At 43.1% G+C, this 11671-nt stretch carries 14 protein-coding genes; 7 read left to right on the plus strand and 7 right to left on the minus strand.

Features of this window, described 5'->3' with window-relative positions; genetic code table 11:
• The 5 genes from A136_RS03175 to A136_RS03195 all read right to left on the minus strand — a co-directional run.
• Positions 1-659, minus strand: a 659-nt coding sequence (locus A136_RS03175; protein ID WP_017064465.1) for an ABC transporter permease subunit, incomplete at its 3' end; no start/stop codon positions are given.
• A gap of 134 nt (positions 660-793) precedes the next feature.
• Positions 794-1603, minus strand: coding sequence for a transporter substrate-binding domain-containing protein (locus tag A136_RS03180; RefSeq protein ID WP_017062665.1), 810 nt, complete (start codon positions 1601-1603; stop codon positions 794-796).
• 12 nt (positions 1604-1615) lie between these two features.
• Positions 1616-2413 carry an amino acid ABC transporter permease gene (locus tag A136_RS03185; protein ID WP_009845515.1) on the minus strand — a complete coding sequence of 266 codons (798 nt, stop codon included), beginning with the start codon at positions 2411-2413 and terminating at the stop codon, positions 1616-1618.
• A complete protein-coding gene (locus A136_RS03190; RefSeq protein ID WP_017064466.1) occupies positions 2413-3159 on the minus strand; it encodes an amino acid ABC transporter ATP-binding protein in 747 nt (248 codons plus the stop codon). The genes A136_RS03185 and A136_RS03190 overlap by 1 nt, the downstream gene beginning before the upstream one ends.
• 225 nt (positions 3160-3384) lie before the next feature.
• The gene (locus A136_RS03195) at positions 3385-4533 is read right to left on the minus strand and encodes an iron-containing alcohol dehydrogenase (RefSeq protein ID WP_017062662.1); all 1149 of its coding nucleotides are present in this window, start codon (positions 4531-4533) and stop codon (positions 3385-3387) included.
• 193 nt (positions 4534-4726) lie between these two features.
• On the opposite strand from A136_RS03195, the gene A136_RS03200 reads away from it, so the two are divergent.
• The 6 genes from A136_RS03200 to A136_RS03220 all read left to right on the plus strand — a co-directional run bounded on the left by A136_RS03200 (position 4727) and on the right by A136_RS03220 (position 9414).
• Positions 4727-5611, plus strand: a complete 885-nt coding sequence (locus A136_RS03200) for an AraC family transcriptional regulator (protein ID WP_017062661.1) — start codon at positions 4727-4729, stop codon at positions 5609-5611.
• 569 nt (positions 5612-6180) lie between these two features.
• Positions 6181-7428 carry a RidA family protein gene (locus A136_RS03205; protein ID WP_017064467.1) on the plus strand — a complete coding sequence of 416 codons (1248 nt, stop codon included), beginning with the start codon at positions 6181-6183 and terminating at the stop codon, positions 7426-7428.
• Positions 7429-7641: 213 nt separating this feature from the next.
• A complete protein-coding gene (locus A136_RS03210) occupies positions 7642-7998 on the plus strand; it encodes a hypothetical protein (protein WP_017062659.1) in 357 nt (118 codons plus the stop codon).
• A gap of 94 nt (positions 7999-8092) precedes the next feature.
• Positions 8093-8242: a hypothetical protein gene (locus tag A136_RS22790; protein ID WP_017062658.1), complete on the plus strand. Its 150-nt coding sequence runs from the start codon at positions 8093-8095 to the stop codon at positions 8240-8242.
• Positions 8243-8360: 118 nt separating this feature from the next.
• The gene (locus tag A136_RS03215) at positions 8361-8825 is read left to right on the plus strand and encodes an acyltransferase (protein WP_017064468.1); all 465 of its coding nucleotides are present in this window, start codon (positions 8361-8363) and stop codon (positions 8823-8825) included.
• Positions 8826-8895: 70 nt separating this feature from the next.
• Complete coding sequence (locus tag A136_RS03220) at positions 8896-9414, plus strand: GNAT family N-acetyltransferase (protein WP_017064469.1); 519 nt, start codon at positions 8896-8898, stop codon at positions 9412-9414.
• Between the two features lie 115 nt (positions 9415-9529).
• Here A136_RS03220 and A136_RS03225 read toward each other — a convergent pair whose 3' ends face one another.
• Positions 9530-9976 carry a DUF417 family protein gene (locus tag A136_RS03225; protein ID WP_017064470.1) on the minus strand — a complete coding sequence of 149 codons (447 nt, stop codon included), beginning with the start codon at positions 9974-9976 and terminating at the stop codon, positions 9530-9532.
• 281 nt (positions 9977-10257) lie between these two features.
• On the opposite strand from A136_RS03225, the gene A136_RS03230 reads away from it, so the two are divergent.
• Positions 10258-10620, plus strand: coding sequence for a RidA family protein (locus A136_RS03230; RefSeq protein WP_017064471.1), 363 nt, complete (start codon positions 10258-10260; stop codon positions 10618-10620).
• A gap of 128 nt (positions 10621-10748) precedes the next feature.
• Here A136_RS03230 and A136_RS03235 read toward each other — a convergent pair.
• Positions 10749-11671 (minus strand): BCCT family transporter (locus A136_RS03235; protein ID WP_017064472.1); only part of this gene is annotated, 923 nt, incomplete at its 5' end.

Here is an 11671-nt window from a genome sequence, read left to right on the forward strand (position 1 = left end):
TACTTAGACAATGCAGACAGACCGAGTGAATCGGCCGCTTCCCATTGGCCTTTAGGAATACCTTCTAAGCCAGCTCTAATTACTTCAGCAATATAAGCAGAAGAGAGCAAGCCAATACAGATAACACCAGACGCCAAGTTTTCCCAAAGGTTAGCTGGGCCGAACAGAAAATCTTGAACAGCATTAATCTCGCCGTTGTGTTCACGTAAAATGCTTTCTAAACCAAGCAATGGGATCAGCTGGTTAGAAACAAAGAAGTAAAAGATAAAGACAAACACCAGCGGCGGAATATTACGAACCAACTGAATGAAAATCAGTGCCGGTGTTTTGAAGAAAGCGATCTTTGAGTGTCTTGCCACACCTAACAATGTGCCAAAAGAGAGTGCTAACACCATACTCCATAAACTTAAGCGCAGCGTTGCGATCAAGCCTTGGAAAAAATAGGGAATACTGCCTTGAGAAGGCGGAATAAAAATCAGGGTAAACGCATCTTCCCAGCGCCATTGGTAGTTAATACCAACAGCAGAGCGATAATAAAGCCAGCCTGCAAATACACACATGACAGCGAGTAACACGCCATCCAAAAGGTTAAGGCGTTGATACCAAGGCTTCATATGAACGTTGGGCTTAGGTGTTGTCAATGCGCTAGTACTACTCACGTCATTCCTGTTTAAACAATAATAATTAGTAGGCTGTTTTGTTGAGTTTTAGATCATCAATAAAGCGAATCAAGTTGCCGATGAGAAGGCAGTGCAGACAACGCACTGCCTCGATTCACTAGCAAAAGTTCTGATTACTGACCTTGAGCAATCTGGTCTTGCCAATCTAGAGTAGAGAACCAGTACTCGTAACGCTCTTTCAACCAACCGTCTTCAGTACGTGCTTTGATCCACTCGTTGAAGAATTCTGTCTTGTCAGTTTCACCTAGGCGAACTGCAAATGCTTCATTACCTTTTGATAGGCGTTCTTCGAATGGAATAAATAGCGTGTCTGCGTTTTTAATCGCTTCATGTTCTGGTTTCGGGCTAGACGCGATCACCGCGTGCGCGTTGCCGTTTAACACTTCTTGGAATGCTTGAGCATCGTCATCGAACTGTAGAACTTTCGCTTTAGGGAAGGTTTCACGAGCCACTTGAACTGTGAACGCACCACGACGCGCAGCGATTTTTACACGGCGAGAATCAAAATCAGAGATTTGTGTATAACCTTCTGCTAGCTCTTTATTCGCCGCCAGTTGGACGCCGGAGTGCGAGTAAGGTTCAGTGAACAATACGCTTTTAGCGCGAGCTTCAGTGATAGACATACCGCCAATGATTACATCAAACTTGTTCGAAAGTAGAGAAGGGATGATGCCGTCCCATGCCGTAGGAACGAACTCGACTTTCCAACCCGAATCTTCGGCAAGGCGTTTCGCCACGTCGATTTCAAAGCCAACAAGATCGCCTTGTTTGTTACGCATCGCCCAAGGAACAAACGTCGACATACCAACGCGTAGAGAGCCACGTTCGTTGATTTTGTCTAGGTTAGGCGTTTCAGAAGCAAGAGCAGGCAAACTGACGGCAAGCGCAAGTAGGGCTGTAATTGCGGTTTTAAATAGCTTCATGCTGATAAATCCTTATTGTGTTCGCCAGTTAGCTCCGAGCTTATGCTCAAGCCAAGCAGCAACGGCAGAAAGTGAAAGTGTAAGAGCAAGATAAATGATCGCCACAGAGAACCAAATCTCGAATGGCATCGCGGTTTCAGAAACAATGTTTCTGGCTTCAGTCGTCAGGTCAAAAATAGCCATGACACTCACAATTGAAGAGTTTTTAATAAGAGAGATCACTTCATTGGTCAAAGGTGGCAAGGTGCGTTGCACCACCTGAGGAAGAATCACATCCCAGTAAGTATAGGTCTTTGATAAGCCCAAGGATTGAGCTGCTTCAAATTGTCCTCTCGCAATACCATTTAAACCAGCACGAAATATCTCGGCGGTGTAAGCGCCTTGGAAAAGTGCCAAGGCTAAAACGGCAGTACTAAAGCGATCGAGCCCTAATACGGGGCCAAATACAAAATAGAGCAAATAAATTTGTACTAATAACGGCGTGTTACGAATCAACTCAACATAGCTGGTGGCTAAGGTGCGTCCAACTACAGAATTTGAGTTTCTCAATAGCGCCGTCGTTAAGCCGATGATCAGTGTCGCGACCAAAGAAATCAGAGAGATATTGATGGTAACCAGTAGCCCTTCAACTAACTCTGCAGGCCACCATTCGCCATCTTCATAGAAAGCAATATAGTCCGGCACGCGCTCCCATTGCCAGCTGTATCCCATGGTTTGTGCGCCAGAATCGAGAATCCAAACAACAGCAGCCACCAGTACAACAATTTGTACTAGAGCGGAAAGGGCGGGTTTAATAATTCGAATCAACATTAATAAGTCAGGATCTGATTTAGGAACGCTTGAGTACGTTCATGTTGAGGGTTTTCAAAGAGCGCTTGTGGCGTATTCGATTCCACAATTTGTCCTTCATCCATGAAGATAACGCGGTCGGCCACTTGTTTCGCAAAGCCCATTTCGTGGGTCACACACACCATGGTGATACCTTCGCTCGCCAGTTCAACCATCACGTCGAGCACTTCGTTGATCATCTCCGGATCAAGCGCTGAAGTCGGTTCATCAAAAAGCAGTAATTCAGGCTTCATGCACAGCGAACGGGCGATAGCTACACGTTGTTGCTGACCGCCAGAAAGTTGCACTGGGTATTTGTTGGCTTGTTCTGCAATGTGCACACGCTCGAGATAGTGCATTGCTATTTTTTCGGCTTCTTGTTTGCTTTTTTTAAGCGTACGAATTGGAGAAAGAGTAAGGTTCTCAAGCACGGTAAGATGGGGGAATAAATGAAAGTGCTGAAACACCATTCCGACTTGGCCCGGTGTGTTGAACTTACCCGGGAGTACTTGTTCTAGCACGGAAAGTTCGCCACTTTCGAAAGGTTCTAGCTGATTGATACAACGGATCAATGTTGATTTACCCGAACCAGACGGCCCGCAAATCACCACTATCTCTCCTTGTTCAATATTTAAATCGATATCCTTTAGGGCATGAAAATCACCATACCACTTGTTAAGTGACTTAAACTTAACCATTTCCTTGAGATTGTTCAAATCGTTGTTCATACCTAGTAAAGAGACAGGTTTACCTTAACAATATAGAAATATGATTGCACATAAAATTAGGGACTTATGAGAATTTAATAGCATCTTGTAGGGCAAATTAAAAAGCAGCGCCCAAAATGAACGCTGCTTCTGTTGTACGAAAGAAAAAAGTAATGGGTTCAGTCAGATGTGAAAATTCATCGTTGTATGACCAATATCTTTACTTTCTCTCTATTTTCCCGATTCTTAGTGAATCGCAGACTCTAGAATCTCACGTGTTTTCTCTGGCGTGATTGCTTGGTTCTCACCAAGTTGTAGGTAGCCGTGTGATTCAAGTTGAGCAACAACATTGTCAATCGCCGTTGCTTTGTTTGTTTCGTAGCCGTCGAACATGGTTGCTACGTCTAGGCTGTGGTAGAACGCTTCGATTGCAGCGATTGTGCGTTCTGCTAAATCAGCACCCGCTTCTAAGCCAAATACGTTACGACCCATTTGCTCTAGCTTGCCACGTTTCGCTTCGATTTGGTTACGAAGTAGTGAAGGTTGAACAATCGCAAGCGAACGTGCGTGGTCTACGTGCCATAGTGCAGTGAATTCGTGGCCAATCATGTGAGTTGCCCAATCTTGAGGAACACCTGTACCAATCAGGCCGTTAAGCGCTTGGTTTGCTGTCCACATTAGGTTTGCACGCCATGCATCGTTGTCACGCTCGTCGTATTGCTTACCCAGTACAAGTAGGTTCTTAAGCAGTGTTTCTGCGTAACCGTCTTGAACCATTGCGTCTGTTGGCATCGTGATGTATTGCTCACATACGTGAACCCACGCATCAACTAATCCGTTGATCAGCTGGCGCTCAGGTAGAGACTTCATTACATCTGGGTCCATAACCGCAAACTTAGGCTGTACTGCAGGGTTCATGAATGCCAGTTTCTCTTGAGTCGCTTTACGCGTGATTACCGCACCCATGTTAGATTCAGACCCTGTCGCAGGAAGTGTCAGTACCGCACCGATTGGCGTCGCTTCAGTTACTTGGTGTTTGCCCGTTAGGATGTCCCAACCGTCGCCGTCATATTTAGCCGCTGCAGCAACGTACTTAGAGCCGTCGATTACTGAACCACCGCCAACAGCGATAATGAATTCTACGTTTTCTTCTTTAACAAGAGCGACTGCTTTGTCTAGCGTCTCTTTGGTAGGGTTTGCTTCAACGCCAGAGAACTCGATCCAAGAGTGATCTTTCAAAGATTCTACAACTTGGTCGTAAACACCGTTGCTCTTGATTGAACCGCCACCATAGATGACCAGTACTTTCTTCGAAGTATCAACCGCTTGGCTGATAGCGTTGATTTGGCCTTGGCCGAAATGGATAACAGTAGGGTTAACGTAAGTAAATTGCATCAGAGATTCCTTGTGTAAAGCGAAATTTGTTATTTTGGTTTATTGCTCAATTTCTATATTTGCATATTAGTACAGTAATCTAGGTCAATGAAGAGCTGTTCCTCCAAATAAATTGCCTATTTCTACAAACTTGATATTCTTCCTCTGCTTTAGCTTACTTACTCTTAGCACTTAGAATGGAAAGTCGCCACTTATGAAAACACTCGCTCAGTTATTACAGTCTTATGTTGAACACAAAGGTTGGGATGACCTTGAAGGGATCAGAGAAACTGAAATTAGCGGTGTGTGGTTGTATCGAAGCAGTGGCGGGAATCAGCGTCAGCCATTTACTTACCAGTCTGGCATTATCATGCTCGGACAGGGCAAAAAGAACATCTACATTGGTGAAAGGCCAGTGACTTACGCTGCAGGTGATTATCTTGTGGTGGGTGTGCCAATGCCGTTAGAGTGCGAAGCCTTGCCTGTTAATGGCGAACCATTGCTTGGTTTGTCGATAAGCATTGATTCTCAACGTTTGCATAGCTTAGTCAAAAAGCTCGAAGACCAAGGCTTTCTAGAGAGCTACTGCAACAAGCATAAACAGAACTCGAGTGGCTTAGAATCGACGCCGATGGAAGAGCAAATGCTAGAGAGCTTTACCCGGTTGGTGAAAACGCTGCATTGCGACATTGAAGCCAATATATTGGGCGATGCGATGGTGACAGAGATTGTCTACCGCGCATTAACCGGTTCAGAAGGGCGTGTGCTGTTTGATTTAGCTCATCATGATGGCCATTACGCACGTGTCGCTAAAGCGCTGTCTAAAGTGCATGAAGAATACGACCAAACCATCACTGTTCAATCGCTGGCTGACGAAGCCAACATGAGCGTGTCTGCCTTCCACTATGCATTCCGTAATGTCACTTTTGAATCACCACTGCAATATTTGAAGAAGGTTAGGCTCAACAAAGCGAAAGAGCTGATTCAACTAGAAGGCCTTCGTATTAGTGATGCTGCACGTCGAGTCGGTTACTCCAGCCCATCTCAATTTAGCCGCGAATTTAAGCGCCACTTCAATACTACTCCAAGAGCGGTTTAGTTCTTCTTTCAACGAAACTATGTGTTGAGAGCTATAATGCCAAAAGCTATGGTGACGATTGCTCATATTTGTTGAATTATATGAGTAAATGTATCTAATCATAGGCATTGTTAGATTGTAGGTATTTGATTCTCGAATATATTATTAACGTACTTATATAAAATAAGCTCTCGAAAATAATTAATTAAATAGCCTAAGAGTTTATGCACAGGTATAGGGGAGAAACTCACTAACTTAGCTATTAACGAAGTTTTAGTGTGAACAACCTATCAAATATTATCTAAAATTCTGGAATTACTCACCGTACTATCAGAGAGAGTATTCAGGATTATTGAATAGACTTAAAATTAAAGATAATTTAGCAGTTGATAAAGCCTAGTACGACGGATAATTAGTCGTTTGATGACTAATTATTCTGTAACTTGCTGATTTATAGTCAACTGAGAGTCTGATGGATATCACGTTTACCCTAAAATAATTCACTTAACATGGCGCTACTTTAATCATTCTTCCAAATACGATTGTTAAATATAAATACGTATACCTATTTTATTTAAAGGATAATACCGATGAGTAGCGATATCATTAAAATTTCAAGAAACACTGAAAACGCACCAATTAATTCTGTATCTACACAAACGGTCGCTTTTTCTCATTATAATAACTTTTCTGCTCAACTTCCGATTGACCCTAAAACGGGTGAAATAGTCATCGGTGATATTAAAGATCAAGCAGCACAATGTTTGAATAATATTAAAGCGATTGTTGAAAGCATCGACCATGTTATGGATGATGTCGTGAAGATTAATGTTTTCGTTAAGAATATTTCTGATATCGATGCTATTGATGAAGTTTACAAAAACTTCTTCCACAACAGCCTTCCAACACGCACTGTCGTGGGTGTCACTGCACTGCCAAGCAGCGATGCGCTGGTTCAAATGGATGCTCTCATTTCTAACGGTGAAGGCACTAAACCACAAGCTCCTTGCGCGCTAATTAAGGTCTCAAGAAATACGGATAACGCACCTCAAAGTGCTGTGTCTACGCAGACTGCAGCCTTTTCTCACTACAACAATCTTTCAGCTCAGTTGCCTATAGATGTAGCCACAGGTGAGTTGGTTGATGGTGGTATCAAAGCGCAAACAGCGCAATGTCTATCAAACATTAAAGCTATTTTAGAAAGCATCGGACACGTCATGAATGATGTGGTTAAAACGACTATCTACCTAAAAAATATCGCAGATGCGGAAGTGGTAAATGAAGTATGTGCTAAATTCTTCCCAAGCTACGTTCCTGCTCGTACTGTTGTTAACGCAGCTGAATTACCAATGGGTGCTTTAATTCAAATTGATACATCCATTTCACATGGCGACGGTACACCGCCGCAATTACCAGAAGACACTCGCTTACTGGTTATTGAAACCAATAATACTGTTTCTGCACCATTCATGCCTTATTCGCATACTGTTGCTTTCTCTCACTACAATCATATTTCAGCCCAATTACCTTTAGATCCGAAAACAAATGAAATCGTTGCTGGCGGGGTAAAAGAACAAGCGGAACAATGTTTAAACAATATTAAGGCGATAATTGAAAGCGTTGACCATAGCATGGACGATACGGTGAAAATTAATATTCAACTTAAGGATATTTCAGATATTGATGTGGTAAACGAAGTCTACACCACATTCTTTAATGCTGAGCTGCCTGCAAGAACGGTAGTAGGGGTTTCAGAAATCCCAATGAATGCTTTAGTACAAATTGATGCTGTCGTTTCTAACTGTGAAGGGACACCTCCACAAGACGTTGTTGCATAAATCAATTGAACCCTTCTCGATAATATCGATCAGATCTCGGTTTAGCTTCCAAATAGGGAGCAAACTCAACAGGCCGAGATCTGATCCGTTCACTTCATTACTCAAGTCCATCGAAGCGACACACCTAAGCTTATCCCCTAAACATGGTATTTATAAGGTTGAAGTGTTTTAATATGAAAAACAGACGCTTAACGTAATAAAGAAAACCAGTTTATGCAATTTCGAGCCATTTTACTGCTATGCCTTACCCTAATAGGGTGTTCGTCCAATCAAGAGTTGGTACCCGACCCAACAACCATCACGCTATTTTATGGTGATACATCCATCGCCGCAGGTGTTTTAGAGGATAAAACATTCAATTCAGTCCTTGCCGATAGGGTTGAAAGCGTTACGTTTTCTGGCTCAATATCAAAGAAAGACTCTGGCTATTTTGTCGATATGTTAGTGATTCGAGAAACAAAAGAGCCACGTTCAACACGACAGCTTAACACCTCGCTTCTAATGAAACCGGGAGAGTTAGTAGATGTTGGCGGCGTGAATAACGATGTGTTCAGGGTAATCCTCGAGTAACAAAAATAAAGTGTTCAATTAATCTGATTTTTTGCTTTACCTCAACCTAACTTCAAGTCTTAAGCTTCTCTTACTGATTAAGAAGGAGCTTATTATGCAAAATAACTACGTAAAAGAACTCGCCGTTAAAACTTACCAAGAAGACCTTCAAAAAGAGTACGTTAGATCTAAAGCTCAGCCATTCCACGCCCCAAGTTTTATCGGTGGGGTGCTGTTGTCAGTTGTGCTGGTAGGACTGTTTTAATTTATGCAGAATTTCTGATCCATTGCCAACTCTCAACATATCTATTTGCTGCACTTTAATGGCTACGGCACAATCTCTTAGGTTGAATTGTGACGCTAATGTCGAGAGGAAGTGAAGTATGGCAAGTCCAAGAGTATTAAAGTCACAGATTACTGATATTACCTGTGGCGAGAATGTCACTATCATCGAGCCAAGTAACGTTTATGGCTGTGAGCTTAAAGATGATGTGTTCGTTGGCCCTTTTGTAGAAATTCAAAAGAACTCGGTTATCGGTGACAGAAGTAAGATTCAGTCTCATACCTTTATTTGTGAGTATGTGACGATCGGAAGTGACTGCTTTGTTGGGCACGGGGTGATGTTCGCGAATGACTTGTTTAAAGATGGCAAGCCAGATCCAAACCCAGACAGTTGGGGACGAACTGTTATCGCAAATAACGTTACCATCGGTTCCAATGCGACAGTGTTGTCTGTCAGCATTTGCGAAGGGGTGGTAATCGGCGCGGGCAGTGTGGTGACCAAAGACATCACCGAGAAAGGTATCTATGCAGGTAACCCTGCTAAGAAGTTAAGAGACTTACCTTAGATTCAGAAGACAAGCTGAGATGTATGAATCGTAAGGTGCGGCTTTTTAGATAAGCATCAGAGTATTGATTATGGATATATTTTTACACTTACTTCACCCAAGCGATGTCAGTAATTTATTGGAGTTTGAAGTCGAAAATAGAGAATGGTTTGAGCAATTTGTTCCAGCTAGAGAAGACCGTTTTTATTCAAATGCGGGTGTTGCCGAGCAAGTTATAAGCTTTCTAAAAGAATATGACAATGGCGATATGATTCCTATGTTGATCAAAGATGCCAATGGCACTATTTGTGGGCGAATCAACGTTCGTGATATCGACCAGATCGCCCATAGTGGAGAGCTAGGGTATCGAGTAGGTCGTTCCTTTGCTTCAAAAGGCATTGCGTCTAACGCAGTAAAGCAGTTTCTACTCTATTTGGAGGAACAGACCAACCTTAAATATGTTGATGCCTATGCGTTAGTGGGCAATATCGGTTCCAACAAAATCTTATCCAATACCGGTTTTGAATTGGTCGAGTATGTTGAGAGCTACGCGGTGTTTAAAGGAGAACATCAAGATGCTAATTTTTATCGTAAGGTTTTAGCTGACTAGGTGACTATCAGTGCCTTATACATTAGAAGCTGGCAGCGTCCTTCTAGCCAGCTTCGAGTCTTTTTATTTAAAGGTTTAAGGTTACTTCTAGGTTTGGCCACTTCTAGATTTACGGTTACTTCTGAGGTTTGTTATGTTCGATTACGCTAATCGCGATAGCCAAAAACAGGATATCTTTCACTAGGAAGAAGTTAGTGACTAAGATGCCATCCGATACTTTCCAAGCGTTTGGCGTTGTAACCAGGAAGCTAAGTGTCACAACAAAGATAGCCGATGCAGCAATGCCTGAGTAGAAAGCTACTGTCGGCTTCTTAAATCCAACGATCAATCCAATCGCGACGATGATCTCCGCGCCACCCACCATGTTAGACACAGCTTGTACTGAGAACAGATTGTAAAGCCAGTTCATTGCAGGATGATTCGCGATTAGCGGTTCAATGAGCATCGCTTCAGTTGGCGTAAACTTATAAATTCCAATCCAAGCGAGCACTAATGCTACTCCAACCACTCCAAGGTTATATCCCACATTACTCTGTTTTAAATCATAGGTTTGAACATGCATAAAAGTACTCCATTTAATAAAATCCTTGAATATGACCGCAAGAGTTCAGATTAAATTTCGCATTGAGAATAATAATTAATATATTTATCTAGAGATTTGACACGTGGCGACTTATTGTCTCGATAGGGGCTTAAAGGCTAGTGATGTTGAGAACCAAAGCAATGGGGAAGCGATAGTGCTGTTCAAAAGGTACCGCGAGTTTTCCAATTTTTGTTTTCAATATTCGCGATTTGGATTAGATTACGCTGATGTTCACCCTAATTATAAGAAGAGTATAACCAGTGAAAATTCATAGAATTAACCCGACCAAACGTTGGTCTGATGTAACTGTTTTTAACGGTATTGCAAGCTTTGTGGAAGTGGCAGAGACGGATACAACAGCAGGAATTAAGAGTCAGGTTCAGCAAATCTTCGAACAAGCCGAAGAAATGATGAGTTTGGTAGACAGCGACAAATCTCGCATATTGTCAGTGACTATTTATCTCACGGATTTCGCTAACTTTGATGCACTCAATGAAGTTTGGGAAGTGTGGTTCCCTGAAGGCTGCGCGCCAAGCCGTGCATGCGTGAAAGCAGAACTTGCTAATCCTGAGCTACTGGTTGAGATGTCGTTTATGGTTGCTGCGGGTGAAAAGTTTCAATAAGCCGAACTATCGGTTGAAATAAGCTTCGTAGATAGAAGTAACGAACAGATAAAACAAAGCCACTCAGGTGAATCACTTGAGTGGCTTTTTAGTGTTCTACGCTACCCGAAACTAAATCGGGTCAGGTATTAAGCGATACCTTGATCTCTTGCCATCTGCTTCGCGATCTTCGGCGCGTGCCATAGACACGGGAGCAAGATAAACGATACCGGAACCGCTGTGATTACAATGAACGACTGTAGAGCGGAGATGCCGCCTGAACCCATCGAGATAAGTGTGATCGCTACCGCACCCATGATGATACCCCAGAAGGTACGTACCGCTGCGTTTGGCTCTGTCGTACCCGTCATTACCACACTGATGGTGTAAGTCATTGAGTCACCTGTTGTCACGATGAACGTGGTCGTCAGGATCAGGAACAGAATTGCAATCAGAGTTGGGAACGGCAGTTGCGCGGTAATTGCTAGAAGAACCGCCGGAAGGTTGAAGCCTTCGAACGCACTAGAAATCACACCTGGGCTCTCTAATTCAAACGCTAGACCACTACCACCAACGATGCTGAACCAGAAACACGTTACAAGCGGTGCAACGATGCTAATAGAAACGATCATTTGGCGAATAGTACGGCCACGTGAGATACGAGCAATGAAGATCGCCATCATTGGGCCATAACCTAAGAACCAACCCCAGAAGAACACAGTCCAGCCACCTAGCCATGCTGTATCTTGGCGGTATAGCGCCATTGGGATGAAGTTATCAACCATTTCGCCCATACCCTGCAGGTAGCCATCAACGATGAAGCTCGTTGGGCCAACAAGAAGGATGTAGCCGATTAGACACACAGACAAGATGATGTTGTAACGGCTTACCAGTTGGATACCTTTGTTCACGCCGCTCAAAGCAGAAAGCGTGTACATTGCGATAGCAAAGATAATAACAACACTTTGAGTTGCAAAGCTGTCTGAAATGCCAAACAGTTCGCTCAGTGCGTAGCTGATTTGTAGGCCAAGGAAGCCGATAGGGCCAATAGTACCTGCGGCTACAGCCACGA

The organism is Vibrio crassostreae 9ZC13, assembly GCF_000272045.2.
GTDB lineage: Bacteria > Pseudomonadota > Gammaproteobacteria > Enterobacterales > Vibrionaceae > Vibrio > Vibrio crassostreae_C.

Excerpts from the sequence above, each read along its gene's own strand:
- A136_RS03200 (WP_017062661.1), top strand. The coding sequence starts at position 4,727 with ATGAAAACACTCGCTCAGTTATTACAGTCTTATGTTGAACACAAAGGT.
- A136_RS03180 (WP_017062665.1), bottom strand. The coding sequence starts at position 1,603 with ATGAAGCTATTTAAAACCGCAATTACAGCCCTACTTGCGCTTGCCGTC.
- A136_RS03205 (WP_017064467.1), top strand. The coding sequence starts at position 6,181 with ATGAGTAGCGATATCATTAAAATTTCAAGAAACACTGAAAACGCACCA.
- A136_RS03215 (WP_017064468.1), top strand. The coding sequence starts at position 8,361 with ATGGCAAGTCCAAGAGTATTAAAGTCACAGATTACTGATATTACCTGT.
- A136_RS03195 (WP_017062662.1), bottom strand. The coding sequence starts at position 4,533 with ATGCAATTTACTTACGTTAACCCTACTGTTATCCATTTCGGCCAAGGC.
- A136_RS03185 (WP_009845515.1), bottom strand. The coding sequence starts at position 2,413 with ATGTTGATTCGAATTATTAAACCCGCCCTTTCCGCTCTAGTACAAATT.
- A136_RS03210 (WP_017062659.1), top strand. The coding sequence starts at position 7,642 with ATGCAATTTCGAGCCATTTTACTGCTATGCCTTACCCTAATAGGGTGT.
- A136_RS03225 (WP_017064470.1), bottom strand. The coding sequence starts at position 9,976 with ATGCATGTTCAAACCTATGATTTAAAACAGAGTAATGTGGGATATAAC.
- A136_RS03190 (WP_017064466.1), bottom strand. The coding sequence starts at position 3,159 with ATGAACAACGATTTGAACAATCTCAAGGAAATGGTTAAGTTTAAGTCA.
- A136_RS03220 (WP_017064469.1), top strand. The coding sequence starts at position 8,896 with ATGGATATATTTTTACACTTACTTCACCCAAGCGATGTCAGTAATTTA.
- A136_RS22790 (WP_017062658.1), top strand. The coding sequence starts at position 8,093 with ATGCAAAATAACTACGTAAAAGAACTCGCCGTTAAAACTTACCAAGAA.